This window comes from Pseudoalteromonas shioyasakiensis, from assembly GCF_022398475.1.
Taxonomy (GTDB): Bacteria; Pseudomonadota; Gammaproteobacteria; order Enterobacterales; family Alteromonadaceae; genus Pseudoalteromonas.
This window is the reverse complement of the sequence record NZ_JAKEVM010000009.1, coordinates 22,770-48,605: the sequence shown is the minus strand read 5'-3', so window position 1 is coordinate 48,605 and position 25,836 is coordinate 22,770. Positions and strand designations below refer to the sequence as shown.

25 protein-coding genes are annotated in these 25,836 nt (G+C 41.5%); 9 read left to right on the top strand and 16 right to left on the bottom strand.

Features of this window, described 5'->3' with window-relative positions; genetic code table 11:
* Positions 1-76 precede the first annotated feature (76 nt).
* Both L1D51_RS03545 and L1D51_RS03540 read left to right on the top strand, forming a co-directional pair.
* Positions 77-928, top strand: a complete 852-nt coding sequence (locus tag L1D51_RS03545; RefSeq protein WP_239962688.1) for a universal stress protein — start codon at positions 77-79, stop codon at positions 926-928.
* A gap of 104 nt (positions 929-1,032) precedes the next feature.
* Positions 1,033-3,165: a TonB-dependent receptor gene (locus L1D51_RS03540; protein ID WP_239962686.1), complete on the top strand. Its 2,133-nt coding sequence runs from the start codon at positions 1,033-1,035 to the stop codon at positions 3,163-3,165.
* Positions 3,166-3,648: 483 nt separating this feature from the next.
* Here the strand turns inward: L1D51_RS03540 and L1D51_RS03535 are convergent, their stop codons facing one another.
* From L1D51_RS03535 to L1D51_RS03520, 4 genes are all read right to left on the bottom strand, one after another.
* Positions 3,649-4,506, bottom strand: a complete 858-nt coding sequence (locus L1D51_RS03535) for an AraC family transcriptional regulator (RefSeq protein ID WP_239962684.1) — start codon at positions 4,504-4,506, stop codon at positions 3,649-3,651.
* 85 nt (positions 4,507-4,591) lie between these two features.
* Positions 4,592-7,459: a prolyl oligopeptidase family serine peptidase gene (locus tag L1D51_RS03530; RefSeq protein ID WP_239962682.1), complete on the bottom strand. Its 2,868-nt coding sequence runs from the start codon at positions 7,457-7,459 to the stop codon at positions 4,592-4,594.
* Positions 7,459-8,010, bottom strand: a complete 552-nt coding sequence (locus L1D51_RS03525; RefSeq protein WP_239962679.1) for a hypothetical protein — start codon at positions 8,008-8,010, stop codon at positions 7,459-7,461. The genes L1D51_RS03530 and L1D51_RS03525 overlap by 1 nt, the downstream gene beginning before the upstream one ends.
* A gap of 497 nt (positions 8,011-8,507) precedes the next feature.
* A complete protein-coding gene (locus L1D51_RS03520) occupies positions 8,508-8,654 on the bottom strand; it encodes a DUF2986 domain-containing protein (protein ID WP_064971746.1) in 147 nt (48 codons plus the stop codon).
* Positions 8,655-8,810: 156 nt separating this feature from the next.
* On the opposite strand from L1D51_RS03520, the gene L1D51_RS03515 reads away from it, so the two are divergent.
* A complete protein-coding gene (locus tag L1D51_RS03515) occupies positions 8,811-10,301 on the top strand; it encodes a dipeptidase (RefSeq protein ID WP_054561976.1) in 1,491 nt (496 codons plus the stop codon).
* A 65-nt stretch (positions 10,302-10,366) separates the two neighbouring features.
* Here L1D51_RS03515 and L1D51_RS03510 read toward each other — a convergent pair whose 3' ends face one another.
* The 4 genes from L1D51_RS03510 to L1D51_RS03495 form a co-directional block, all read right to left on the bottom strand.
* Positions 10,367-11,158, bottom strand: a complete 792-nt coding sequence (locus L1D51_RS03510; RefSeq protein ID WP_239962676.1) for a putative porin — start codon at positions 11,156-11,158, stop codon at positions 10,367-10,369.
* Between the two features lie 126 nt (positions 11,159-11,284).
* A complete protein-coding gene (locus L1D51_RS03505) occupies positions 11,285-11,713 on the bottom strand; it encodes an OsmC family protein (RefSeq protein WP_055021449.1) in 429 nt (142 codons plus the stop codon).
* Between the two features lie 89 nt (positions 11,714-11,802).
* Positions 11,803-11,955 (bottom strand): DUF2256 domain-containing protein, encoded by a 153-nt coding sequence (locus L1D51_RS03500; protein ID WP_082401584.1) that lies wholly within the window; start codon positions 11,953-11,955, stop codon positions 11,803-11,805.
* Positions 11,945-13,441 (bottom strand): cryptochrome/deoxyribodipyrimidine photo-lyase family protein, encoded by a 1,497-nt coding sequence (locus L1D51_RS03495; protein WP_239962673.1) that lies wholly within the window; start codon positions 13,439-13,441, stop codon positions 11,945-11,947. Before L1D51_RS03495 ends, L1D51_RS03500 begins: the two co-directional genes overlap by 11 nt.
* Positions 13,442-13,609: 168 nt before the next feature.
* Here L1D51_RS03495 and L1D51_RS03490 point away from each other — a divergent pair, with 168 nt between their 5' ends.
* Entirely contained in the window at positions 13,610-13,897 is a 288-nt protein-coding gene (locus L1D51_RS03490) for an EF-hand domain-containing protein (RefSeq protein WP_055021451.1), read from the top strand.
* On the top strand, positions 13,894-14,361 hold the full coding sequence (locus tag L1D51_RS03485) for a hypothetical protein (protein WP_054561972.1): 468 nt from the start codon (positions 13,894-13,896) through the stop codon (positions 14,359-14,361). The genes L1D51_RS03490 and L1D51_RS03485 overlap by 4 nt, the downstream gene beginning before the upstream one ends.
* A gap of 55 nt (positions 14,362-14,416) precedes the next feature.
* On the opposite strand, the gene L1D51_RS03480 is transcribed toward L1D51_RS03485, so the two are convergent.
* Positions 14,417-15,016, bottom strand: coding sequence for an FMN-dependent NADH-azoreductase (locus L1D51_RS03480; protein WP_055021452.1), 600 nt, complete (start codon positions 15,014-15,016; stop codon positions 14,417-14,419).
* A gap of 188 nt (positions 15,017-15,204) precedes the next feature.
* On the opposite strand from L1D51_RS03480, the gene L1D51_RS03475 reads away from it, so the two are divergent.
* Positions 15,205-17,127: a S9 family peptidase gene (locus L1D51_RS03475; protein WP_054561970.1), complete on the top strand. Its 1,923-nt coding sequence runs from the start codon at positions 15,205-15,207 to the stop codon at positions 17,125-17,127.
* 54 nt (positions 17,128-17,181) lie between these two features.
* Here the strand turns inward: L1D51_RS03475 and L1D51_RS03470 are convergent, their stop codons facing one another.
* Genes L1D51_RS03470 through yghU form a run of 3 tightly spaced genes read right to left on the bottom strand, consistent with a single transcriptional unit; the run spans position 17,182 to position 19,800 of the window.
* Entirely contained in the window at positions 17,182-17,568 is a 387-nt protein-coding gene (locus L1D51_RS03470; protein ID WP_054561969.1) for a hypothetical protein, read from the bottom strand.
* 58 nt (positions 17,569-17,626) lie between these two features.
* Complete coding sequence (locus L1D51_RS03465) at positions 17,627-18,952, bottom strand: MFS transporter (RefSeq protein WP_235576258.1); 1,326 nt, start codon at positions 18,950-18,952, stop codon at positions 17,627-17,629.
* An 8-nt stretch (positions 18,953-18,960) separates the two neighbouring features.
* Complete coding sequence (gene yghU, locus L1D51_RS03460; protein ID WP_239962670.1) at positions 18,961-19,800, bottom strand: glutathione-dependent disulfide-bond oxidoreductase; 840 nt, start codon at positions 19,798-19,800, stop codon at positions 18,961-18,963.
* 111 nt (positions 19,801-19,911) lie between these two features.
* Here yghU and L1D51_RS03455 point away from each other — a divergent pair, with 111 nt between their 5' ends.
* Both L1D51_RS03455 and L1D51_RS03450 read left to right on the top strand, forming a co-directional pair.
* Positions 19,912-20,286, top strand: a complete 375-nt coding sequence (locus L1D51_RS03455; protein WP_239962667.1) for a SpoIIAA family protein — start codon at positions 19,912-19,914, stop codon at positions 20,284-20,286.
* A gap of 8 nt (positions 20,287-20,294) precedes the next feature.
* Positions 20,295-21,314: an endonuclease/exonuclease/phosphatase family protein gene (locus L1D51_RS03450; protein ID WP_239962664.1), complete on the top strand. Its 1,020-nt coding sequence runs from the start codon at positions 20,295-20,297 to the stop codon at positions 21,312-21,314.
* Between the two features lie 32 nt (positions 21,315-21,346).
* On the opposite strand, the gene L1D51_RS03445 is transcribed toward L1D51_RS03450, so the two are convergent.
* Both L1D51_RS03445 and L1D51_RS03440 read right to left on the bottom strand, forming a co-directional pair.
* Entirely contained in the window at positions 21,347-21,937 is a 591-nt protein-coding gene (locus L1D51_RS03445; RefSeq protein WP_054561964.1) for a rhomboid family intramembrane serine protease, read from the bottom strand.
* Between the two features lie 112 nt (positions 21,938-22,049).
* The gene (locus tag L1D51_RS03440) at positions 22,050-22,736 is read right to left on the bottom strand and encodes a type 1 glutamine amidotransferase domain-containing protein (RefSeq protein WP_239962651.1); all 687 of its coding nucleotides are present in this window, start codon (positions 22,734-22,736) and stop codon (positions 22,050-22,052) included.
* A gap of 134 nt (positions 22,737-22,870) precedes the next feature.
* On the opposite strand from L1D51_RS03440, the gene L1D51_RS03435 reads away from it, so the two are divergent.
* Positions 22,871-23,782: a LysR family transcriptional regulator gene (locus L1D51_RS03435; protein ID WP_058585515.1), complete on the top strand. Its 912-nt coding sequence runs from the start codon at positions 22,871-22,873 to the stop codon at positions 23,780-23,782.
* Here the strand turns inward: L1D51_RS03435 and L1D51_RS03430 are convergent.
* Positions 23,779-24,516, bottom strand: a complete 738-nt coding sequence (locus L1D51_RS03430) for a dienelactone hydrolase family protein (RefSeq protein ID WP_239962648.1) — start codon at positions 24,514-24,516, stop codon at positions 23,779-23,781. The genes L1D51_RS03435 and L1D51_RS03430 overlap by 4 nt on opposite strands.
* 89 nt (positions 24,517-24,605) lie before the next feature.
* Positions 24,606-25,835, bottom strand: coding sequence for a glycerophosphodiester phosphodiesterase family protein (locus L1D51_RS03425; protein ID WP_239962646.1), 1,230 nt, complete (start codon positions 25,833-25,835; stop codon positions 24,606-24,608).
* Position 25,836: the final 1 nt, after the last annotated feature.

The following is a 25,836-nucleotide window of genomic DNA, read 5'->3' as shown; positions in this document are numbered from 1 at the left end:
TCTTTGCTGTTCAAAATAAATACAGATGAAAAGCCAACTATACTTGGTTAACTGAATTGGTTTAAAGGAGAGCGCAATGAAAAAGATATTTGCTTGTATCGACGGTTCATGCATGACCGATGCGGTGACAGAAGCGGCTATTTGGATTTCTAAGCGCTCCAGCCATCCAATTAATTTTCTGCATGCTTTAGAGCCACCTTTGCCGCAGGGCAGTGATGATTTAACCGCAATTATTGGCTTAGGTTCGCAAACCTCATTGTTAGAGCAATTGGCAAAACTTGAGCAAGAACGCAACAAAGTAGCGTCGCAGCACGGTCAATTATTGCTAGATGAAGCAATAAAAAAAGCCGAGCATGCAGGCCTAACCGAGATTGAGCAACAGCAGCTTTCAATGAGTCTTGTTGATGCTTTACTTGAACATGAAGACAATGCCCGTGTGATGATTATTGGCCGCTCTGGTAAAGGCCATTACGATGATTTTAAAGTACTGGGCTCGCATATTGAAACGCTGATCCGTCAGGTGCATACCCCGGTTGCCATTGTGCCGCCGCAATTTCATGAGCCTACAAACTTTATGCTGGCTTATGATGGCAGCGAAAGTACCGACAAAGCAATTACACAAATTATCAATGGCGGTATTTTATCCGGCTTAGATTGCCACTTGGTGATGGTTGATAAACAAGACGGTCACTGCCAAGACAAACTCGATACTGCCTCAGCTAGGTTGGCTGAAAACGGCTTTAATGTTAGAGCGCGCATGCTCGATGGCGATGTTTACCAAGCGCTGTGGCGATATAAAAGTGACCACGCCGTTGACTTAATGGTGATGGGCGCATTTGGTCACTCTAAATGGCGACAATTCTTTTTAGGCAGCACGACCTTAAAAATGCTTGAAGATAGCCGTATTCCTTTAGTGGTGTTGCGCTAAGTTATTTACCAGTGACAGGGTGCGACAATATGTCACGTGTTCAGACTAATTAATGAGTTTTATAATCGGCGTCATTAATTATTTGCTTTGATTTTAAAAGAGTTATGAACACGCAATCTTCTCGCCCTGGTTTTTTATTTTCTAAAATTGCTGCAGCACTTAGCTGTGTTTTAAGTATTTCTGCCTTTGCTGATGATTCTATTGAAGTGATAGAAGTACAAGGTCATGCCCAAAATAACCATCAATTAGTTGGCTCTGCAGACGCGTTACTGAAAGATTTAGGTGTTGATTTTTCAGCTGCCGGAGGGGTGTCTAACTTGCCGGTGATGAACGGCATGATGGGCGATAGAGTTAAAGTTTTAGTCGATGGTGCTGATGTTACAGCAGCGTGTGCTAACCAAATGAACCCGCCACTCTCTTATGTGTCGGCAAACCAAATTGCCTCTTACAGTGTTGTTGCTGGTGTTTCACCGGTAAGCAGTGGCGGTGATAATATTGCCGGTGTTATTAGAGTAAATACGATTGCCCCTGAATTTAGTGATTCAGACTCAGTGAACTGGCGCGCAGGCTATGTTACTGCCCAGTATAAGAGCGTTAACGACAGCCAAGCATACGCCCTAGGTGCAAGCCTTGCTAGTAAACAGTTTAGCTTGTCTTACCAAGGCAGCTTTGAAGATGCTAACAGCTATGATGATGGGCATGGTGAGCGTGTACTTGATACCTTATATCGAGTGCAAAATCATGCTTTAACGGGCGCTATTCGTGATGAAAAACAACAGCTTGTTGTTAAACTGACGCATCAAAAAATTCCTTACCAAGGCTTTGCAAATCAATACATGGATATGACCGATAACACCAGCTATGGTTTCGTTGCTCAGTATCAACGTGAGCTTGAAAGTGGTGATTTGCAGGTGCAAGTGAATGCGCATGATGTAAAACACGAAATGGGTTTTTTCAGTAATGAGAAAACCGGCATGATGCCGATGAATACCGATGCACAAGATTACAGTTATCAAGTTCATTGGCGCACTGATTTATCAAAACAGTCATCATTAATGCTAGGGCAAGAATATTACGGTTATCGAATTGATGATTGGTGGCCGGCGGTTGCAGGGTCAATGATGATGGGCCCAAATGAATACGTAAACATTAACGATGGCAAACGTGACCGCCTTGCTGCATTTGCTGAGTACCAAAACCAAGTAAACCAAGCATGGTGGGTGTCGGCAGGTGCTCGTATTGAGCAAGTCACCACAGATACAGGCGAAGTGCAGGCCTATAACGAAGGTGGCATGAGCGGTATGGCTAATATGGGCTCAATGATGGATATGTCAAAAACCGACGCCCAAGCTGCGATGGAATTTAACCAATTAGACCGTAAACTTGACGACACCTTAGTTGATATTAGCTTACTTGCTCGCTATCAATTATCGAATAACGATGAGCTGCAATTTGGTTTAGCTCGTAAAAACCGCGCACCTAATTTATATGAGCGTTACAGCTGGGGTGTAGGTACGATGGCAACCACCATGATTGGTTGGTTTGGCGATGGTAATGGTTATATTGGTAACCCAGATTTAGAAGCCGAAACAGCTCATACGTTAAGCTCTAGCTACACCAAATTAGCCAAAGACGATAGCTGGCAAGTAACGGCAAATGTTTGGTACACGCAAGTAAATGATTATATTGATGCTGAAGTGACTAAAAGCTTTAATCGCAATGACATGGCGCATACCAAGCGTAATATTCTTACCTTTACGAATTTAGATGCCACTCTTTACGGTGCAAAACTGGCGGTCTTGGTAGAGCTTTACAACACAAAGCAAGCAGGAAAGTGGCAGTTAAAAGGCTCACTAACCAGTACTCATGGCGAACGTGATGATAGCAATGAAGACTTATATCAAATTATGCCACTGCACACTGAGCTGAGCCTAGAGCACGAATACAAAGGCTGTCAAAACGCACTGAGCTGGCAATGGGTTGATAGTAAAACCCATGTTGATGAGCGCCGTTTAGAAAACCAAACCGACAGTTATCAGCTATTGGCATTCTCAAGTCAGAAAACGTGGCAAAATTTAACCTTTAAGTTGGCAATTACTAACTTACTAGATGAATACTACCAACAGCCACTTGGCGGTGTAAGCATTGCTAATTACAAGCAAGATATGAGTAATGGCTTTGAGCAACTTGCAGGGCAAGGCCGCTCGTATAATGCCAGTGTGAGTTATAGGTTTTAGGGAAGGGAGCTGCTAGAGTAAAGTTAGCGAGTTGCTAGGGGAAAGAGAGCTGTCAGCTATCAGCCGTCAGCTATCAGATTAAAAACCAGAGTTTCTAGTTACGAGAGTAAAGTTAGCGAGTCAGGTCACGTGTCCGATACAAATGTGAAATAAGCTGTCGTAGGCGTGAAATTTATTTCGCGCGAGGGTGCTTGTATTGAGTGGTGGTTGAGACGCGCCAAGCAAGCGCGACGCCTACGGTGTAGGAGGCGTTTTAACGCCGAACAGCTTTATTTTATTCACGGCTAAAGCCGCTCCCACGTTTTTTGATGTAGGCGTGAAATTTATTTCGCGCGTTATCTTTTTATATTGCGCGATATAAAATCGCGCCTACAATATCTCGCATCTCGCATCTCGCATCTCGCATCTCGCATCTCGCATCTCGCATCTCGCATCTCGCATCTCGCATCTCGCATCTCGCATCTCGCATCTCGAAACTCGCAATCATTTTATCGGCAAATATATATCCGTTTGCAGGTCACATTCATCAACTTCATGGATGAGGTTGAGGTAATGAAAGAAGCACGGGAAGTCTCTGACTTCTTCGCCGCTTTGCACCAGCCATTCACGGTATAAGTAGTAAACTGTATCGCTAATGGTGTCATGAGAGCCATTATGACGAACAACGGCGCAGCGTCCTGCTGGAATTTCACCATTTCGCACACCTTGCGGGTTTTCAGTAATCGGTGAGGTGATACTGCCTGCAAAGTCAAAACGAAATGCATGGTCTTCAGTGGTGGCCGGATCGCTATACGGGATCCCATACGTTTTACTGGTTTTAACAGGTGAAAAGCCTGATTCTTTTCGCCACTCAATAAATTGTGCAGCGGTATTCATCAGGGTATTAGCAGCGCCTAGGTGGGTTAATAAAGCCACCGGTTGTGCTTTAAAATCAACAATGTTTACATTCATAGGGCAAACCTTTTTGTCAGGTAATGAAAATTCAAACTGTGAGTGCCAATTAGGCCAGTTTGGTTTGCTTCTGAATTCGCTTGGCGACTGCGTAAAGGTGCGCTTAAAAGCACGACTAAATGCTTCTGGGCTATCAAATTGCGCTTCTAATGCAACATCAATAATTTTAAGTTGATGTTCAAATGCAAGTCGAAATGAGGCTCGCTTTAAGCGCGCAAGCTGCGCATATTTGGTAACGCTTAGGCCAACTCCAGCGGCAAATAAACGATGAAAATGATATTTCGAACAACATGCCACCTCACTGAGTGTCTCCAGTGATAAAGGTTCATCAAGGTGCTGGCTAATGTAATCACAGACCAGCTCAATGCGTTGTTGTTGCTTCGTTTTCATGGTTACTCGTTAATGCTTTTCAGAAGTGGGGCCAGTTTGCCATGGCCCCTAAGTCGTTACCTGATTGAAATTGCGCATTTTGAGTTTAGTTGATAGCCGTCACTTTAAAGGTGTTTTGATAGAGCAATTGTTGGTTTGCGCCCATCACATCTAAAGTCCACGTACCTGGCGTCGATGTTTCATCTAAAGTGCGGTAGGTAAACCATTCATCAAGAGGGCTGCCCCATAAAGTTTGGTAATAAACATTTTCATTTTCTTCAGGAGAGCTTGGTTTGAAGTGCCATTTGGTAAATATAACCAAGCGATCCTTACGATTATCAATACCCTCTCGGTTCATTGAAAACTCGATTCCAAAGCGCTGTTTTTCGTTCAGTGTATATGAAAATTCCGTATCTTCACTGAGTTGCTCGACACTAGAACGGCCATTAAATTTTTCAGATAAAACTAGTTTAAATAATCCAGCCCGCTCTAACTCTAAAATCGCATTTGGATAATCAAGCCCATACAGTTTTTTAATTACTTTCTGAAGCCTTTCTCGTTCTTGAGTCGAGTATTGACCTTCCAGCATTAGCAGGGCTATCTGCTCTCTAACTTCTCCGTTTGAGTTATTGCCAACTTTTTCAGCATACTCTTCTATTAAGCTTAAACACTTTTCTGTATTTCTAAATTTAATATCAGCAATGCAATTGACTACTGCTAAGTTAAATGCGTTTTTAACAGTTTGCTCTTTATCATAAAGTTCTTGAGAGTACTTTTGAGCTTTTTTGAAGTCAGGCTCCACAAGTAAACTATAGGAATAGATAAAACTTAGTCTTTCTTTTGCATTCTCATAGCCTAATTCCGCCGAGCGGCTGTAATACTCAATAGCTTTTTTAATATCAATAGGCCTATTATCGCCACGATGATAATAACTACCGACATTAAACATGGCTCGATCATGATCTAAGTTGGCCGCTAATTGGTAGTATTCAAAGCTTTCTTTTGTACGATCAGTTTCTATTGTTTTACTGTCAAATGTATCTGCTAACAATATGGCATCACGTTGAACCGCTTTCTTTTCAGATTCAATATAATTAGTTAATGTACTGTTTAGATTAAGTTTTCTTTCAATAAAGTCGTTAGCTAAAGCTGCTTCTACTTGATCGTAATACCAAATCTGATGACCATGCCCAGAGCGTTCGAAAAACGCTTTTTCAACATCATGACCTAAACGCTTTAAAACATAGTAAAAGCGATTACTTTGCTCAAAGCCCGATATTTCATCTTGTTTGCCAGCAATAATAAGAACAGGGGCTTTTAAAGATGTAGCCTGATAGACGGGGGAAATATCTTTTAAATCTTGGTTATATTCACCAACAGTACGTTCTATAAGCGCTTGATAATCTTTAGTTAAAGCGATATTACTTGCGTTATAAAGTAGAGGTAAGTCATAAATACCAAAACTTGCAATCACGCATTCATAAATATCAGGGTGTTTAATTGCCAGCATCACCGCAGAATAACCACCATAGCTTGCGCCCATAGAGCAGGTATGTTTAAAGCTATGTTGTGAACGAATATGAGCCACTGCGGCAGAAATGTCTTGTTCGATAAGGTTACCAAATTGACCAACACCGCTTTCTAAAAACTCTTTACCAAACCCTGCTGAGCCCCTGAAATTAACACGTAAAATAGAAAAGCCACGAGAGGCAAGGTATTGTACTTCAGGGCTAAATTCATCACTTTCACGAATACCTATTGGACCACCATGTGGCATCACTAATAATACCTGCTTATCGTTGTTAATGGGTTTGGTTAAGTAACCTTCAAGGTTAGTTCCATCGTAGGCTTTGAAGTTAAAGAACGTTGTTTTGGCGTACTTAACGTTTTCATTTTTATCGGTAGAGAATAATAATTCAATGTGGTTAGCTTCGGCGTTATATAAGAAATATTTACCTGGAATCGTTGAGGAATGGTTGTAAAGAATATGGTTTTTTCCATCTAATGAGCTATTTACCCAGAAGAATTGCTCATCCCCTAATGCTTCAGCAACTTTGCTATGCAACTGTTTATACGTATCCACAAAATAGTCAGTCGTATATTTACCATGTTTGATATACGAGGCGGCGATAAGTTTGCCGTTATCATCAAGTTCTGCCGACTGAATGTCATATTTTGGGTGTTGATAGAGTGTGTCGGTGATTTCTTGTGTGTTGATATTAAAAAGGCTCACCTGGCTCTTATCGGTATTTTTGTTGGTAATGACGGCAAGGTGATCTTGGTCAGTAAATCCAATTGGTAAAAACTGATAATCGGCGTCTGAGAGTGTAAAAAGTGCTATCCACTTATCACTCCCGATAACCTTGTAGAAAAACTGTAAGCTTTTTTCATCAATATCAAATTTAACAGTAAATAATTGCTGTTTATGCTCATCAAAAAAATAGCTGCTAGCGCCTTTTAAACCCTTCTCTATGGGGGAGAAGGAGCTTAGGTTATCTTTATACAAGATAGTGAGGGGAACCTTATAAATATGCGTATTCTTTTTATCTGGTTTTGCGAATAAAATGTGTTCAGCATCGTTTAATAACCTATCAACCATGTATCCTTTGGTTGTGACTCTATGCTGTTCGAACTTTGGCTTTTCTTCACTTTCTGTGACATTGATCACTGCGCTGTAGTCAGAGTCATACTTACTACTTACACGAACGAAAATGTTGTCATTACTCAACCATTCATAATGAAGAAAATTATCCTGTTCCTTGAGTTTAACTGCATAGTACATTTCCATCGTTTTTATATCGATGATATTGAGAGTTTTGGTTTTGTCTTCTTGCGCTTCTAAAAAGCTGATCCAGCGGCCACTGGGCGAAACCATAACTTGGCTTTGATCGGGCGAATACATTAAGTCTTCACTCGATAACATTTCAGCATGCAAGGGAAAAATAAAAAATAATAAGATAAGTAGCTTTTTCATTATTTTGCTTCCTGCTGCGAAAATGTTTGTCCCAAATAATCAAAGAATGAGTCTTCCCCTGGGCCGCCATAATTTAGCGAGCGACCAGACAAAATCGTTGGGAAGTTTTGTTCCATGTATTGCAGTGCTTCAGAGCTTCGGTTTTCTAAAACAATGTGAGAGCGGGTATACCAAAAACCTACCGTGGTAATATCTAAATGACCTACATAGTTGATTTTTTTAGCAGAAAGAGTGAATTGCCAACTTTCTTCATCGTTATCAAATTCAAGATAGGAATATCGATTTAAGTTTAAGCGTGTGATGGTGTAATCACCCAATGGTAGATTCGCTAAAATATAATTGCTACCACTTCGAATGTCCTTAGCCGTAAGAACAAGCGATTTTGGACCATCAATATAAATGGCTTTTAAACTGCGGTTAGTTTCAATGCCAATCAGTAGGTAGCCTTCATCGGCTTTAGATAGTGTGTCTCGGTCTTCTTTTATGTTGGTAACTTTAGATGCGCATGCACTTAACAAAAGCGCACAGCTAAGCAGCAATAAACTTCTCATTCCCTTGTATCTTATTGTTGTTATTTTATTAATTTTAAAATACTTAAAAATCGGAACTATGTGAAGCACAATTTGTGAATGAGTGTGAAAAGAGTTGAGTTGCTAGGCGTGAAATTTCTACGCGCGAAACCAGAGTGTACAAAGAGAATGATGAGCCGTCAGATTTCAGCTTTCAGTTTGAAAACCAGAGTATCTAGCTACGCGAGTAAAGTTAGCGAGTCAGATCACGTGTCCGATACAAATGTGAATTGAGGTGTTGTAGGCGTGAAATTTATTTCGCGCGAGGGTGTTTTTTTGTGTGGTGGTTGAGACGCGCTAAGCAAGCGTGACACCTACGGTGTAGGAGGCGTTTTAACGCCGAACAGCTTTACTTTATTCACGGCTAAAGCCGCTCCCACGTTTTTTGATGTAGGTGTGAAATTTATTTCGCGCGTTATCTTTTTATATTGCGCGATGTAAAATCGCGCCTACAACCTTACCGCTGACCGCTAGGTATTTTAACTTTCCTGCTCAGCTTCTTGCTGTGCTAATTTTTCGCGTTCTGCCTTTGAAATATATGCCGGTTTATTGCTTTTATGCAATTTTGCATTGGCACGCTTATCTTTTTGCTTAAGTTTAGTGAAGATCTTTTTTCTGCGGTTCATGAGTCTAACAAACGAATTAATAGGGTGAGTGGCTATTGTACCTTGTTGGTATTTTTAAGCGATCTATTTTGCTTGAATTAGAGATGTTATGTCGGCGTTATAAGCGTTACAATCAAGGCGACTTTCTAAAAACCTTCTTAAACTCTGGAGCTTATCTTGAAACATTCATTACTTGCTGCATTTTTATTAAGTGCTTTCTCTAGTCAGGCTGCTGTGTCTGAGCAAAGTGAAAAGCTGGCTAACTACGCGGTAGAGCAATATCAACAAGCGCAAATTCATACCTTAGAGAATTTAGTTTCGTATCCAACGGTAAATAAAGAAGGTCTAGCGACTCCTGATAACCCAGATTTCATTGGCTTTAAGTCGTTCTTAAAAATGAAAGCGGCGCAGTTTGGTTTTGATTATCAAGATTTAGGCTACACAGTGTTAATTGGCATGGGTAACCAAGCTGAAAAAGTAACCATAGTAACCCATGGTGATGTGCAACCAGCAGATGCCAGTAAATGGCAGCAAAGTCCATTTAAAATGGATAAAACCTCTGAGCCAGGAAAGCTAATTGCACGTGGTACAGAAGATGATAAAGGGGCAATTGCGACTGCACTGCATGCAATGAAGGCGATCAAAGACAAGGGTATTACATTAAATAACCGTATTGAATTAATGGTTTACCTTGCAGAAGAGTCTGACTGGGCACCACTCGAAGAGTTCATGAAAACCTATCAGCAACCAAAATACGCAGTCACTATTGATGCTTCATACCCTGTGGTTGTTGCAGAAAAAGGTTGGAGCTTAATTGCCCCGACTTTCTCAGCGACCTCTGCACAAACTGGTTTATATGTTAGTGACTTAAAAGGCGGCGCCTTTGTTAGCCAAATCCCTGAAGATGCCAGCGTGTTAGTACATAACGCTGATGCGGCGACAGTGGCTAAATTACACGACAATGTCGCTAAGCTCAAAAACGTCAAAGTGGCGATGACAGAGCAAGACAATGGCTTGTTAGTCCAAGTGAAGGGGATTTCAGCGCATTCATCTGAGCCAGAAGCGGGTGAAAATGCCATTGCGCACCTTGCAGAAATCTTTAAAGGTATTGATCTTGAAAACAATAGCGATGGTCAAGCAGTTGAGTTTATCAATCAGCTAATTGGTCTTGATTTATACGGCGCGCAATTCGGTGAAATTGGTTACAAGCATGACTTTATGGGCCCGATGACTGTTTCGCCAACCTTATTAAGCCGCGATGGTAACGAGATTAAATTGTCGATTAATATGCGTCGTCCGGTAGGTAAACAAGAAGCTGTGCTTAAGCAGCAAATTAATGAAGCGCTTAGCGCTTGGCAAACCACTAATGGTGTTACGTTAAAAGACACTAAAGTGGTAATTGGTACGCCAATGCTGTTAGATGGTGCGCCTCATGCAGAAGCATTACTCGATATCTTTAAGCACTTTACCGGCGATAAAGACGCGGGCTTTGTGTCAATTGGTGGTGGCACAAATGCTAAGCTGTTTGATAATGCGGTGTCATTTGGTCCATCAATGCCAGGTAAAAAGTACACAGGTCACTCAGAGCATGAGTTTATTACTGAAGAGCAGTTAGCACTGAACTTAAAAATGTACACTGCAATGATGATTAAGCTAGGTAATATGTAATTCTATAAACTGAAAACGCCGCTTTATAGCGGCGTTTTTGTTTAAAGCTGTTGGCTCATATCAGTTTAAAACTGGGCAACAAACTTAAGGTTATAAAGTTCAGCAGAGCCGCTTTCAGTGTAATTAGCGGTTAAATAGTATTTATCATTAATAAAGTACTTGCCTTGTAAAACGAGTTCAGAATCATCCAAACCTGCGCCTATGGCATAGTGATCGCCGAAGTAGTAGCTGATCATGGCATTGCTTGCTGAATCATTAAGGCTGTCTTGGTGGCCAACATCGACAGTAATGTAATGGCTACCACTTAAATGATTAAAGTATCTGGCAGAGACATTCCAAACGTCGAGTTCATCATCTGTTTCTGCACTAAAACCAAGGTAATCTTTATCGTTTATTTGGAGGTTATACTGCGCTTTTAAGCGGAAATAATCATCACCATATTCACGCACATCCCTATTTACAGAGACCTTTAAGGCATCGGCAAATAAATAGCCTATTCCTAAGGTATAGTCATCAGCATCATCAACATCGTAAATTTCACCTGTAACAAACCAGTTTTTATAAAATCCTTCACCAAACAAGCCAAGATAATCAGTGTAATCGCTATTAAAGTAATTCACTCGGATGTTGGAATCTGTATCTAGGTAGCCATAATCATCAAGTACCCCAGAGCTCTGCTGCTCCTCAAAGTAGTAATGGCTCACTAATTGGTAAGCATTAAAACTATATCTGTTACTCTCTATGTGCGTATAGTCGATACTATTGAACCATTGTTTACTCATCTGTTGTTCTGTTGCGATCGAGCAGCTTGAATAAGCAAGTGCTGCCAGAGCAATAGGGGCAAGTTGTTTAAACATACATATCCTTGTTGTATTTGATTTTGCTTCATCAAGATAATACAACAAGTAGGTATTTACATTGTAATAAAGTGTTGTGGGTCTGTTAGTTTGTGAAAAGGCCAAGCAGTGCTTGGCCTACAGAGATTAATTAAGCGTTGTGGTGAGTGATATTTCGGCATTCATCAGTTTAGAAATAGGGCAGCCTTGCTTGGTTTGTTCACAAAGTTGCTCAAACTTTTCGCTCGAAATTTCTTTTATCTTTGCACTAACATCAAGTGCAATGTGACTCACTTCGAAGCCCTCATCAACTTCATCAAGACTCACTGTTGCTTTGGTCGTTATGTCATCAGCGACAAAGCCTGCTTCAGTTAGTGCAAGCGATAGCGCCATGCTAAAACAGCTACTGTGTGCCGCTGCAACCAGCTCTTCAGGGTTAGTGCCCGGCTTATCTTCAAAGCGAGTGTTAAAGCCAAATGGCTGTTTCTCAAGCGCGCCACTTTGACTAGAAATATAGCCTTTGCCAGATTTAATATCACCAGACCAACTCGTATGTGCAGATTTTTTAATCGTCATCGTCATCTCCTTTGTAAATTTTTTCGACAACCGTGAAAGGCTTTCAGGGTTTTGTGCCGAAAACTGTGAGTTAACGATATGAGTGCAACTTAAACGCCAATATTTCTTTTTGCTTCACGCTTGCAACGTTCTGAGCAGTACTTTACATGCTCCCAGTCACGTTGCCATTTTTTACGCCACATAAATGGCCTGTCGCAAACGGGGCAGGTTTTGCTGGGTAAATTAAGCTTTTTATGAGCCATGGCGTTGTCTTTTAAGGCTTATCACATGCTTATTCAATACGGCTTTTGTGCCACGCTTTACATCATCACGTTCTCGAAATGACCATAATCGCTCACGTGCTTGTTTGGCTGCATGTTCAATATCTACCATAGGCTCAGGGTAGTCTTCGCCGAGTTTAAAGTTATTAAATAAGGCCTCCATTGGCGGCTGTTGCCATGGCTGGTGGAGATCTTCTATGGGTAAGTTTTTAAGCTCAGGGCACCATGTTTTAATAAATATGCCATCTGGGTCTTTATCTTCAGATTGCTTTATTGGGTTATACAAACGAATCGTGTTGGTTCCTGTGACCGATGCTTGCATTTGGATTTGTGGGTAGTGAATACCAGGCTCAAAATCTAAAAAATAACGCGATAAAATAAAGCTGACTGATTGCCAATGAATGTTCATATGATGAGTCATAAAGCTGACCAACATAGCGCGCATTCGAAAATTAATGTAACCCGTTGCTGCGAGGCAGCGCATACACGCATCAATAATGGGAATACCTGTTTGACCTTGCTCAAAGCGTTTTAAGTGCTCTGCAACGAGTTCATCATCGCGATAAGGGTAGTGCTTGTAGCCCGCATTTTGCGGTGCAAACTCCATGCTGCATTGAGTTTCGAATTTTTGCATAAAATGGCAATGCCAGTGAAGCCTTGACTCGAAAGCATGTAATGAGCGACGCCAGCTTAAAGGCTGCTTTGCTAAATAGTATTTTAGAGTTTGATAAACTTGTCTGAGGCTCAAGTTGCCAAAGGCTAAGTAAGGCGAAAGCCTAGAGCATGAATCTCTACTTTTGGAAGGACTCGAGATACCACTTTGGTAGCTCTTTGCACGCTCCTCTACAAAGCTCTGTAGGCAAGCTCTGGCTGCATGAGGGCCACCATATTGAAACTGCGGGTCGTGCTTTAGAAAATCATCAGCACAGGTTGCTGCTTGGTAATTATGAGGCTGCACTGCATTAAAGGCTTGCCAATTTGGCGTTACAAGACGTTGGTTCATCACGCCATGCCAATGTGTTTGCCAATCAAACTGTTTTGGCCGCGCTCGTTTTACACCTCCAAGTGGCGTTTCGTGCCAAGGAATTACTTTGCTGTTTAGCCAGCGTTTGACCTGTTTATCTCGCTCAAAGGTATTGTAAAGACCTATTTCTTCATGACTATAAACCCCTGCAATATCAAAATCTTCACTAAGGGTTTCTAACAAGGTAATCATTTCTTGATTATAAATGGCGATTTCAGCGTTATATTTTTCGAGCTGTTGGTTGATGTCTTTAAGTGACTGAGCAACAAAACGCCAGTGCCTAAAGCTGTAATGGGGGTCTTCGAGTAATAGGGGCTCAAAGTTGTAAATAAGTAAGCAAGGCAGCTCTGATGCAATTGCACTGGCAAGTGGCTGATGATCAGATAGTCGTAGGTCACGTTTAAACCAAACAAGATTTACTTTTTGTTTTTTTGAGCCTGCCATAAACGTGGAGTTGAAAATTGCTTTAATGATTATACGTAGCAAGTCACAACTTAGATTAATTACTAAAGCAATCCACAAAGTTTCCACATTTGTAGCATATTGCCCACACACTTTTGGATGGTATTCAGATTATGCTTACGGTCAATTGAATGACATAAGAGGTTCGCTATGAAGCAATTATCTGCACTTTCTGTTTTAGCTATTTCGTTGTTAGCCACAGCGCCCGCTTGCTTTGCTCGCGACCATCAAGGCGGTCCACCCCAGCGACCTGACTTTGCATCGATTGATATAGATGGCAATGGGGCGATTGATTTTACTGAGTTTAGTGAACAGCCTATGCCTGAAGATATGCTGCAAACCATTTTTAATGACATGGATGCTGATCAAAATGGTGAAGTAACTGAAGACGAGTTCAACAACCATAAACCACCAAAACGTAAGGAAAATCAACGATGATCAACAGTGTTTCATCGGGTGCGAATTTTCAGCCCATGCAACGACCTCAAGCAGAACCGTTGACCAGTGAACAAACAGAGTTAATGAATGAAACCTTAGCTCAGTTTGATCCTGAAAACTTAACTGCAGAAGATGCACAATCTATTATGCAGACATTTATGGATGCGGGTATTCAACCGGGTCAAGAAATGGAAGCAATTATGGCTGAAGCTGGCTTTGATGCCGCTGAAGTCGGTGAATTAGGTCGTCCTGAAGGTGAGCGTCCGCCTGGTCCGCCACCACCGCCGCCAAGTGGTAATTCACTTGAGCAGGTTGATAGCGAAGAAGTTGTCAGTTATTTAGATGAGTTGTTAGCGCAATATTCTGATCAACTGGGAGAAGAAGATAAAGAAGCGATTCTAGCCTCTGTGCAAGAAAAGTTTGGTTTATCTGAAGGTGATTCGCTGTTATCGGTCACAGCGTAAATCACAAAGCGGTCATGATGACCGCTTTTTTATATCTAGCTTTATTAATCACATATTAAAGTGACGCGGTGAAAGCCTTTATTTCGTTTTGTGCAGCTTCTAAGCTTTGATCTGCACCTGGCATTGCAAGGCCTTCAGCGTAAATAAAGTTAACATCAGTCATACCCACAAAACCAAGTACATCTTTTAAGTATTTAGTTTGTGTATCCATGTCGGTGCCTTGATATACACCACCACGGGCAGCAAGTACCACTACTTTTTTGTCTTTAATTAAACCTACAGCGCCTTGCTCTGTATATTTAAATGTAATACCAGCACGAGCAATACGATCAATCCAAGTTTTGAATGTTGATGGAATACCAAAGTTATACATTGGCATACCAATGACAATCAGTTCGTTATCGTTAAGTTCAGCAATTAAATCGTCAGAAATTGCAGCAAGTAGCTTTTGCTCATCGCTACGTTCGTTTGCATCAGTCATCCAAGCAGCCATTTCTGTCTGCGTTAAGTGAGCAATCGCATTGTCGCTTAAATCGCGAGTTGTTACTGAAATTTGTTGGTTGTTAGCAAGCTGCTCAACAAATAGTTGGCTAAGCTTGGTTGAATTACCTTGTTCACCATTTAAAGATGAATTTAACACAAGTACTTTTTTCATCATGTCACCTAAGAAAACTGAAGTTGTGCAGCTATTATAATTAGCAAAAAATAAATTAATAATGCTATTAATCGAGTGTTACGTTCGTTTTAAACGAATGGAAGAGGTGTCTAATTTTTTTGAATTAGTCTTTTTTTGTAATTTAATGTTACTATTGCCGCGACAATAAAAAAGAAATGGACTTTATTATGAAGTACTTACTGCTTACTCTTTTTGCAGTGCTGAGCTTAATGCCTCGTGCTGCTGAAAACACACAACTCCCTGTAGAATCATTCGCCTCTTTACGCGCTTTTAGCCAAGTAAAATTTTCGCCAAATGGTAAAAATTTATCGTTTATTCGAAATGTAAATGGTGAGCTGGTTTTAATGGTTTATAACCGTAAAACTAAAGAAGCTGATTCTATTATTCGTTCAGATAATCATACTATTTTCTTCGATTGGTATGAATGGGCAAATGATGAGGTACTTCTTTTAGGTGCCCGCTATATTCAACGCCAATTTGGCGGCCCTAAATATACCTCTACACGTTTATATGCATATAAAATTGGTGGTGATGGCAAGGCGAAACTGGCTATAAAGCCTAACTTTAATCGTGATGAACGCCAACCGCAATTTGGTGATCAGGTAATCAGCTTTTTACCCGATAAAAAAGATAAAATTTTAGTTCAAGGTGATTTTGATGTTGCCAATGCCCCTGGCGTGTATGAACTTGATTTAAGTACACTTCGTAAGAAAAAAATTCAGCGCTCACGTAGTAAAGTGATTGATTGGACAGCAGACCGCCAAGGTAATGTGCGTATTGCCCTAAAAATGGATGAAGACGAATTTGAATATATTCTTTATGACGAAGATCGAGATAACCGTAAAACGTTATTCAAATATAAAGCATTTAGCCCTGATGTAGTGACTGTTTTGGGCTTCGATAAAGACCCTAATATTCTTTACTTCAAAGCTCTTAAAGATGGCTATGATGCGCTTTATAAAATGGACCTAACGACCATGAAAAAAGAGTTAGTGTTCAGCGATGATAACTATGACTTCGACGGTCATATATTCTATTCATCTCTTACAGGTGAAGTAGCAGGGTTTACGCACTCTCAATTAGATGAGGGGATCCGTTACTGGGATGAAGATTTAAACAACCTTTATAATGGCTTACGCGCTGTATTGCCGGCAGATAAGTTTGATATTGATATTATTGATACTAGTAAAGAACAGCGTCAATATGTGGTTTACGTTTCAGGTGAGCAAATCCCTGGTACCTATATGTTGGGTGACCGGGATTCTAACGAATTAACTGCATTTGCCTCGGCATTTCCAGATGTTGATGAAACTGTTTACAGCGGTAAAAAGAAAATTAGTTATAAAGCTCGTGATGGCTTAACTATTGAAGGGTATTTAACTCTACCTGTGGGTTACAAAGAAGGTGATAAGTTACCAACAATTGTGTTCCCGCATGGTGGGCCAATGGCTCGTGATTACGCTGGTTTTGACTATTGGACTGCGTTACTTGCTTATAATGGTTATGCAGTACTGCAACCAAACTTCCGTGGTTCAAGTGGCTATGGGCATGAATTTGAGATGGCTGCAGTTCAAGGTTTTGGTAAAGAAATGCAAGATGATTTGCAAGATGCGGCGAATTGGCTTGTTGAAGAAGGTATCGCTAATAAAGATAAAATTTGTATTGGCGGGGCAAGTTATGGTGGCTATGCTGCATTAATGGCAGTAGTTAAACACCCTGAAACATTCAAATGTGCAGCAAGCTTTGCTGGCGTTACTGATCTTGAGCGTATTGTTAGTAAAGCGCGTTATTTCACTAATAAAGAAATTGTGCGTAAGCAATTTGGAACTGATGGCGATAAACTAGAAAAAGTGTCGCCTGTTAATTTTGCAAAGCAAATTAATCGTCCGGTGCTATTGGTTCATGGCTCTGATGATAATGTAGTGCCTGTTTATCATAGTCGTGAAATGGATGATGAACTTAAAGACGAAGGCAAAGATGTTACTTACATTGAGCTCGAAGATGGCGATCATTACTTATCGCACCAGCCGTATAGAATTAAAACGTTGAAAGCGTTTTTAGAGTTCTTCGATAAGAACTTGAAAAATTAGCAAAGAAAAAGGCGACCTAGGTCGCCTTTTTTAATACCTGATTCTGCGTCAATTTTATTTATAAGCTAATTCAGCATCAATATTGCGCATTAAGTTGGTAACCCAATTGATATATTGGCGGTGGATTTTTTTGCCATTGTAATCAAGGTTTATCGAATCTTTGTAATCAATAGAATATTCTTGCTCGTTAAACGTAATATCAACGCGTAATTGGTGTTTACGAATATCAAGTTTACCTAAGATTTGACCTTCGGCATTTGAACGACACGTCCAGCCTAGTTTCATACATGCTTTTAAAATATTGGTTTTGATACTTTCAAGGTCATGTTGGCCAGACGCCATTTGCGGTACAGGGTTTGCGTCAAAGTTACGAATAGGCACACTGGTGCTACAAGCAGAAAGTGTAAGTAGCGTAAGAAGTGCAAGAGCTGCCTTTTTCATAGTAAGTCCTTTTTGGAAATAAAATCAGCGCGATTATGCGCTTTTTTTACTGCAGGGTCTAGGCATCGGGTAAAAACCACGCACTAATTGCACCAAGTAAGCCTAAGATACTGTAGAAAAAAATTAACTCAGCAGTCGTTAAGTAGGTATTTAGTAAGCCGACGCTACCTAGCAGTAATAATATAACTCCGATCACCGTATTACTAACAGAGACATAGTCAGTGCGCTTGTTTCCTTCAGCCATATCAACAAGGTAGGTTTTACGACCAAGGCGAACCCCTTGATGAGCTACGGTGAGTAAAAAATAACAGAGCGGTAATAGCCAAAATTCATTGAGCGTTTGTGGGCTCAGATAAGCAACTAAATAAACGGCGAAACCGTTGAGGGTGACGAGCATTGCAGCAAACACTAATACCTTGCGGCTCGATAAATCACTTAATCGCCCCCAAATTGGCGCAGAGACTAAACTGGCAAGCCCCGAAAGGGCCATAAATGTAGCAAGTAGTGAAAAGTCGAAAGCCTGTTCACTAGCAAGAACGATATAAAACGGGGCGCTCAAAGCAGAACATAGCAACAACGCACGAGTGATAATAAAGTGAGCAAATTGTTTATCTTGGTAAAGCAGTTTTAATTTTGATAAAGCATGCAGAAAGCCGTTTTCAGCGCCCTCGGTTGCGCCCTTGTATTCTTGAATGCGGCTATAACTGAGCGCTGCAAACAGCCACATTAAAGCGGCCAGCATTAAAGCAACATACACCCCATTTTCATAGCCAAGGCTTTGTAGATACCATAAACCAAGACCAAATGTGAGCGTTGCAAATCCTGCAAAACTCGCAGCAAGACCGCTAATGCTGCCTCGTTGTTGTTTAGGTATGACCTTGCCTAATACATCTTTTGCAGCAATGGAATTAAAGCCACGAGCAAGGCTAAAGATAATCAAAATAGCGATGATAGCAAAACCTGCCGTTGCACCTTGAAGTGTTAAAGCACAAATAAGCATGCCTACAATACACAAGGCTTGCACTATGGCGCCAATCACCCAAACCCACTTTCTGACAGGCAGCCTACGAATAGCACTTGCGATGGCCAGTTGTGGCAACATTGAGCCTGACTCACGAATAGGCACAAGCCAAGCAATAAAACTACTTGGTACATTAATGCTCTGTAAAAGCCAAGGCAGGGTCACTTTAGGGTTTAACAGGGCATCTGCAAACTTACTAAATAGTTGGCTTACTAATAAGGTAAGAAAATTGCCGGGCACTACTTTACAAGCAGCTTCATCAATTGCTTTGCAGGCACGGGCATCCTCGGTGTTACTGAGGCGTTGGTAGATATCTTCTTTACTGAGCTTTTGCATACTTTTTATTTTTATGAAAAAGGGCATTTAAGCCCTTAAAAATCTTCCTTAGAGTGGCGCTCTGCTAACTGCTCAGCTTCATCACCCCATGTTTTGTTTACTCTGCGACCTCGTTGTACTGCAGGGCGGCGCTCAATTTGTTTTGCCCAGCGCATCACATGGCTATATGACTCAACATCTAAAAACTCAGCTGCATCATATAAATTGCCAAGTACCAAGCTGCCATACCAAGGCCAAATAGCGATATCGGCAATTGAATATTCGCTACCAGCCATGTAGTCATGGTCGCTTAAATGGCGGTTTAATACGTCTAACTGGCGTTTTACTTCCATGGTGAAGCGATCAATTGGGTACTGCATCTTGAAAGGGGCATAACTATAAAAATGACCGAAGCCTCCACCTAAGTATGGGGCAGAGCCCATTTGCCAAAATAGCCAATTTCGACATTCTGTTTTACTAGCGTGATCGCTTGGGATCAGCGCATCAAACTTTTCTGCCAGGTATTGTAAAATTGCACCTGACTCAAACACGCGAGTAAGGGGCGTTGTACTGTGATCCATTAAGGCTGGGATTTTTGAATTAGGGTTAACACTGACAAACCCTGAAGAGAATTGATCACCATCGCCAATTTTAATTAAAAATGCATCGTAGTCAGCTTCATCAATACCAAGCTCTAATAGTTCTTCGAGCATGATAGTCACTTTTTGGCCGTTTGGTGTCGCAAGTGAGTAGAGTTGAAGATCGTGTTTACCAACGGGCAAGTCTTGCTCGTGGGTTGCACCTGAGACCGGACGATTAGTCTTCGCCCATTCACCACCGTTTTCTGCATCCCATTGCCACACTTTAGGTGGCGTATAACTTTCGGTATTACTCATTGAAACTCCTAAATTGTGCTTTAATGAATGTCATTACGAGACTACCATCCTAGTTGATCAGATAGAGCAAGGGAAGTACAGTTATTAATTATGAATAACAAGGAGGATGACATGAAAAAGCATGGTTTAGCCATTGGCCTTGAGCGAACTGGCACGACTTTTTATCTCACAATTAAAGTAGTCGGAAAGCTTACCCACGAGGATTATAAAACTCTCACTCCTCTTGTAGATAATGCTGTAGCGGCAGTTCCGAGTGCAAAAATAAGAGCCTATGTTGATATTACTGAGTTAGAAGGCTGGGAGTTACAAGCGGCGTGGGATGATTTTAAGTTAGGCCTTAAACATAACAAAGAGTTTTGCCGTATAGCTGTGCTTGGTAACAAAAACTGGCAACAAGTGGCAAGCAAAGTGGGTAACTGGTTTATCAGTGGCGAAGTGAAATACTTTGAAGACCCGATTATTGCCACTGAGTGGTTACACGAATAAGGAGTTAAGTGATAGAAAACAGTCAATTAAAGGTGGCGACGTTTAATTTATATAATTATTTAGCGCCACCTGACGCATTTTATGATTTTCAGCGCATTTATAGCGCTGAGCAGTGGGCCAAAAAGCAGCGCTGGTTGGCCGATTACCTTAAAAATCAGCAGCCAGATATCATTGGCTTTCAAGAAGTGTTCAGTATCAATGAGCTAAAACAACAAGTTAACGCAGAGGGTTACCCCTATTTTGCAGTCGTTGATGAGCCAACGGTGATTGATGACTTTATTTATCGCGATCCGGTTGTGGCTATTGCCTCACGCTATAAAATTGTTGCTGTCAGTCAGGTTGAGGCAGAGCAAGATGATATTTTAGCGATGGGCTTGAGCGATAATTTTAACTTTAGCCGCAGTATTATTCGCGCGACACTTGAAGTACCTCACTTAGGACACGTCGATTGCTATGTAGTGCACTTTAAATCTAAGCGCAGCATGCTCCATCACCAAGAGGATGAAAGCCAAAGCGAACAGCAAAACTTAGTTATGCAGTTAAAATCGCAAGTTCTTGGACGCTGGGCATCAAGCATGCAGCGTGGCAGTGAAGCAGCGCTGTTACTCGTAGAAATCATTAAGCGCAGAGCGCACACCAATAACCCTGTGATTGTGATGGGGGACTTTAATAATGAGTTACACGATGGCGTGCTTAACCATTTAATCGCTGACCACCTTCGTTTTAGCGGTCATAGGCAAAATAGCCCATCTCGTTCAGAGTTTAAACTACAAGATAGTTGGCAACTCTATCAGCGCCATGTTGTCACCGAGAACGACAGAGAAGCCACCCACTATTTTGGCAGTAGCAGCTCAGTATTTGATTATATTTTGTTATCCCGTGAGTTTGATGCCGGGTTTCAGGGTAGCTTTTTTGAGGTGGTTGATTATCACACCTATGATCAGCACTTGATCAACCCCCAGTTTGCCTATGATGATCAAAGTACCGACCATGGCGTTGTGTTGGTGACAATGAAGTTAAGAGACTAGAAGCTAATAGCTTTCAGCTTTCAGCTTTCAGTTTAAAGCTTAGGTCTCTTTTGCTTATCACGCTTTGCCATAATATAGCCGATGAATGCGCCGCTAATTGCGCCGAATAAATGGCTTTCGAATGAAATATGAATGCGCTGCGGGAAGACACCCCAAATCAGGCCGCTGTATAACACAACAACCGCAATACTGATTAAAATGGCTTTGAATGAGCGGTGCATAATGCCGTAGCTAATTAAGTAGCCCCATAAACCGTAGATAACACCACTTAGTCCTACATGAATATTGCTGCGGCCAAATAGCCATACTAATAACCCACCAATGAGCGCTGTGCCTGCAAACACCAGCCAAAAGCGTTTTACGCTAAATTGGCAAACTAGCCAGCCGAGAATCGCAAATGGCACTAGGTTACTAAAAAGGTGTGCCCAGCCACCATGTAAAAATGGCGCAAAAAACACCCCCGATAAACCAGACATTTGTCTTGGCAAAATACCTAAGCCGTTTAAGTTTATGCCGGGTAGGGTATTAATTATTTGCAGTACCAAGCACACCAGCATAATGCCTAAAATTGCGAATCGCTTACTACTAATAGGAGGAATTTTGACAGCTTTTTTTTCAGTCATGATGAGAAGCTCTTAAATCAATGTGACCGAATGAGTATAACTTATTAAAAGTGAAGGTAAACACCTTGATATGCAAGGTGTTTACTAAAGGTCTAGGGCATGTTGACTTATTTTAACCTAATTTGGTTAATAGTTTTTTCGCAGCAAGCTCTGAACTTGCAGGGTTTTGCCCTGTGATTAGTAGGCCATCTTCAATCGCAAGCTCGCCCCAATCATCGGTTTTTTGATACTGACCACCTTGTTTGATTAACTCATCTTCAACAAGTAATGGCACAACATTGGTAAGCTGTACGGCGTCTTCTTCTGAATTACTAAAGCCGGTTACTTTTTTATCAAATACCACAGATTTACCAGCTGCATTTTTCGCATTCAGTAATACTGCACTGGCGTGACACACTGCACCGACTGGCTTATCTGAGTTAAGAAATTGCTCAATTAAGCTAATTGAATCTTGGTTATCAACTAAGTCCCATAACGGACCATGGCCGCCAGGGTAAAATACCGCATCAAAATCATCGGCTTTAACTTCAGTCAGAGGTTTAGTATTAGCCATTAAAGTTTTTGCCGCACTGTCTTGCTCAAAACGTTTTGTGGCATCGGTTGCTGCATCAGGGGCTGCACTGTTTGGATCAACCGGAGGTTGGCCACCTTTAACAGAGGCTAAAGTTACCTCTACACCAGCATCAATAAAGGCGTAGTAGGGCGCCGCAAATTCTTCAACCCAAAAGCCTGTTTTATGGCCTGTATCGCCAAGCTCATCGTGTGAAGTGAGTACCATTAAAATTTTCTTAGCTGACATAGTGAATCCCTTTTTGTGTATAAAACATCGTTGATAACACTATAGGGGTGAAAATAGAGTTAAACAACGCAGATAAATTTGACTTCATTGGTTTAATAATTGATACAATTATTCAGGTTAGATTAGGAGTTTGTATGAAAGTATCGTTTGAGCAATTAAAAAGCATGGTGGTGTTTGCCCACATTGTGCAGCAAGGCAGCTTAACTAAAGCAGCTCAGCAACTTGGTTTATCAAGGGCTGTTGTTAGTTATCACTTAAAGAAACTAGAACAGCAACTAAAGCTTACCTTGCTTAACCGCTCAACGCGTACCATGACCCTCACCGAAGCAGGTATGGCTTATTATGAACGTTGTCAGGCTATCACCGAGCACGCTGAGGCTGCTAACTTACACCTTGAAAACTTAAAGAGTGAACCGGTTGGGGTTATTAAATTGAGTTGCCCGGTGAATGTAGGCTTGCAACTTGTGGTACCGGCACTGGCTCAGTTTAAGCGTTTGTATCCGAAAATTGATATTGATTTACAGCTTAGTGATGATGTGGTTGATATCATCAAAGAAGGCTACGACTTAGCGATTAGAGGTGTGGCCCTTGAAAGCTCAAACTTACAAGCCACTAAACTTGCAAGTATGGCTACTTGCTTATGTGGTTCAGTCGATTACTTTACAAAGTACCCTATACCAAAGAGCATCGCCGATTTAGCGGAGCATACATGGGTGGTGTATCAACCAAGTAGTGCTGTTGTCACGCTCGAAAAAGATAAACGCCGCTTTGAGGTGGCAGTTAGTGGTGGCATAAGTACCAACAACGCTGCTGCACGAACTGCCTTTGTAGAAGCTGGGCATGGCTTAGCGAAAATCCCAGTTTATGATGCATTGCCAAGGATCAAAGCAGGATTGTTACGCACAATCTTAGATGATTACAAAACTGCTGATATTGAACTTTATGGCGTTTTCCCGCCAGGGGCGGCGGGAAGTAAAAAGCTGCGGGTTTTACTTGATTACTTGAAGGATTATTTTACTAATCAAGTAGCCACTATGACGATTTAAACAAGTGTGCGATTAAATAAAGCTACTGCTTGTTGATACATGCTGATGGCAAGAGCTGGGTCGTATCGGTCGCCTTCGTCGCGCATAAACGCATGTTGGGCGTTCACTTCTTGCCACTGGTAATTAATGCCTGTTGCCACCGCTTGTTGGTAAATTTTAAGGCGGCCTTCTTTTGGTACATGTGGGTCTTGTTTACCCCAAACAAAGTGGATCTCACCTTTAATATCTGCCATGCGCTCAAATGAGTTATTACCTGCTTGTGCTGGTAAAGTATCGCTGTGTATATCTGTCGCGTATAAACAAAAAGCGGCTTTGATACTTGGGTTTAATGCAGCACGGTATGCAAGGTGACCACCAATACATACGCCCATCGCACCTACATTTCCTGTGCAGTATTCTTGCTGACGTGCAAATGCAATTAAGGCGTCAGTATCTGAGTCATGGCTCTCAAGCGGTTTTGCCCATTTGTCGGCATTGCCTTTGTCTTTACCAGCATCATCATAGGCAAGTACTGTCCCAATAGGATTTAACTCATGAAAAACTTCTGGCACTAACACGACAAAACCATGACCAGCAAGTATTGCCGCAGAGCGTGCAATTGGTGCTGTTTCTTGGAAAATCTCAGAATAGAAGATAATACACGGGTATTTACCTTCTTCTACAGGACGATAAATACTGGTGCGCATTACACCTGTGTTGGTCGCTATCTCGTGGCTATGGTGCTGAATAATCATGTTTATCCTTGTAAAAAACGGTTTAGCTAATAATACCTCAGCCCCACCTTTTGGACGAGTAAAAGCCCTTGAAATTTATTGATGCTCAGTTAACTCTCTGAGGCAGGATACTGCATACAGCTTGCGTAATAGGTAAGAGTAGCAGGCCAGTCAGAGAAAATAGCCATCACACCCACTTGCTTAGCAAGGACGTCTACCACTTTCATCATTTGCCCATCTTGTTTAATTACACGGGCAATCGACTGGTAATAATAACCACCGCCATTATTTAATGGACCAGAGCGCTCTAAACTCCAAGTAATGATGTTCAGTCCAGCTTGTTTAGCTTTAATAGCATAAAGGGAAGGCACGATTGCACCTGACTCATCAAGGCTCAAAAGCATCCACATTGGCGGTGCGATAATGCGTACTCCATCGTTATATAGAGCCTGCATTGATGGCTGCCAAGTTGTTTCATCCATGGCATCAAAGTCTGCTTGCTCATCTCGGCCATCAAGATAAATACTGTTGTTTGCAAATTCAGGGTGATTGTTTAGCCAATACTTCACATCTTCAAGATTAAATGATTGCGGATAAACATCTTGGCTATTCACACCTAAAGCTCGGTACTCATCAAGCATTTTTTGCGCATAATCTTGCTGGCTAAAACCGTTAAATGGCATGCTAACTTCTGGGCTTTTTAGTTCGGGTGTCATTTTTACACCCAGTGATTTGAATAACTCAATGCTTTGCTGGTGGGTCATTACGGTGCCACTGTTTGCGTATAAGTCAGTGCGCCAGCTTGGTGTTCCTTGCATGTATTCTGCAACCGTTTTGGCATTTGCATTGGCACCATCCATTTTAGCTTTTAAGGTTAAAAACTCAGCTTGGGTGATATCGCTGGTGCAGCATTTAGCATGAGCTGGTTGGCCGTCTTTGGCCGGGGTAAAAGGTTGGCTGCATTTTGCAGCGAGATCAGGAATCGCTAAAATGTTGGTAGTAGTGTGTAAATCACACTGTGAATGACGACACACGAGTTGTTTGTCTTTAGTAAAGGCGACGTCACATTCAAGTACGCCTGCGCCCATTCTTGCAGCAGCTAAATATGACTCTTTGCTGTGCTCAGGAAACTGCATGGGGGCACCGCGATGACCAATTACAAAATCAGTTTTGTAAAAAGGGCCATTACCGCAGGCAGCAAGTTGCTGCTTTAAAGGCCCATCTGTCATCTTGTCGATTAAATAGTAAGGCCTTGCACCCGCTTGCACTGCCTGATCCACAGGCAGATTCTTACAGCCTTGAATAACGAAAACTAAACAACATAAAACCAGTGCGCGCATA

Bases quoted from the DNA above. Each gene is read 5' to 3' on its own strand.
- L1D51_RS03545 (WP_239962688.1), top strand. From the start codon at position 77: ATGAAAAAGATATTTGCTTGTATCGACGGTTCATGCATGACCGATGCG.
- L1D51_RS03540 (WP_239962686.1), top strand. From the start codon at position 1,033: ATGAACACGCAATCTTCTCGCCCTGGTTTTTTATTTTCTAAAATTGCT.
- L1D51_RS03535 (WP_239962684.1), bottom strand. From the start codon at position 4,506: ATGAAAACGAAGCAACAACAACGCATTGAGCTGGTCTGTGATTACATT.
- L1D51_RS03530 (WP_239962682.1), bottom strand. From the start codon at position 7,459: ATGAAAAAGCTACTTATCTTATTATTTTTTATTTTTCCCTTGCATGCT.
- L1D51_RS03525 (WP_239962679.1), bottom strand. From the start codon at position 8,010: ATGAGAAGTTTATTGCTGCTTAGCTGTGCGCTTTTGTTAAGTGCATGC.
- L1D51_RS03520 (WP_064971746.1), bottom strand. From the start codon at position 8,654: ATGAACCGCAGAAAAAAGATCTTCACTAAACTTAAGCAAAAAGATAAG.
- L1D51_RS03510 (WP_239962676.1), bottom strand. From the start codon at position 11,158: ATGTTTAAACAACTTGCCCCTATTGCTCTGGCAGCACTTGCTTATTCA.
- L1D51_RS03505 (WP_055021449.1), bottom strand. From the start codon at position 11,713: ATGACGATTAAAAAATCTGCACATACGAGTTGGTCTGGTGATATTAAA.
- L1D51_RS03500 (WP_082401584.1), bottom strand. From the start codon at position 11,955: ATGGCTCATAAAAAGCTTAATTTACCCAGCAAAACCTGCCCCGTTTGC.
- L1D51_RS03495 (WP_239962673.1), bottom strand. From the start codon at position 13,441: ATGGCAGGCTCAAAAAAACAAAAAGTAAATCTTGTTTGGTTTAAACGT.
- L1D51_RS03490 (WP_055021451.1), top strand. From the start codon at position 13,610: ATGAAGCAATTATCTGCACTTTCTGTTTTAGCTATTTCGTTGTTAGCC.
- L1D51_RS03485 (WP_054561972.1), top strand. From the start codon at position 13,894: ATGATCAACAGTGTTTCATCGGGTGCGAATTTTCAGCCCATGCAACGA.
- L1D51_RS03480 (WP_055021452.1), bottom strand. From the start codon at position 15,016: ATGAAAAAAGTACTTGTGTTAAATTCATCTTTAAATGGTGAACAAGGT.
- L1D51_RS03475 (WP_054561970.1), top strand. From the start codon at position 15,205: ATGAAGTACTTACTGCTTACTCTTTTTGCAGTGCTGAGCTTAATGCCT.
- L1D51_RS03470 (WP_054561969.1), bottom strand. From the start codon at position 17,568: ATGAAAAAGGCAGCTCTTGCACTTCTTACGCTACTTACACTTTCTGCT.
- L1D51_RS03465 (WP_235576258.1), bottom strand. From the start codon at position 18,952: ATGCCCTTTTTCATAAAAATAAAAAGTATGCAAAAGCTCAGTAAAGAA.
- yghU (WP_239962670.1), bottom strand. From the start codon at position 19,800: ATGAGTAATACCGAAAGTTATACGCCACCTAAAGTGTGGCAATGGGAT.
- L1D51_RS03455 (WP_239962667.1), top strand. From the start codon at position 19,912: ATGAAAAAGCATGGTTTAGCCATTGGCCTTGAGCGAACTGGCACGACT.
- L1D51_RS03445 (WP_054561964.1), bottom strand. From the start codon at position 21,937: ATGACTGAAAAAAAAGCTGTCAAAATTCCTCCTATTAGTAGTAAGCGA.
- L1D51_RS03440 (WP_239962651.1), bottom strand. From the start codon at position 22,736: ATGTCAGCTAAGAAAATTTTAATGGTACTCACTTCACACGATGAGCTT.
- L1D51_RS03435 (WP_058585515.1), top strand. From the start codon at position 22,871: ATGAAAGTATCGTTTGAGCAATTAAAAAGCATGGTGGTGTTTGCCCAC.
- L1D51_RS03430 (WP_239962648.1), bottom strand. From the start codon at position 24,516: ATGATTATTCAGCACCATAGCCACGAGATAGCGACCAACACAGGTGTA.
- L1D51_RS03425 (WP_239962646.1), bottom strand. From the start codon at position 25,835: ATGCGCGCACTGGTTTTATGTTGTTTAGTTTTCGTTATTCAAGGCTGT.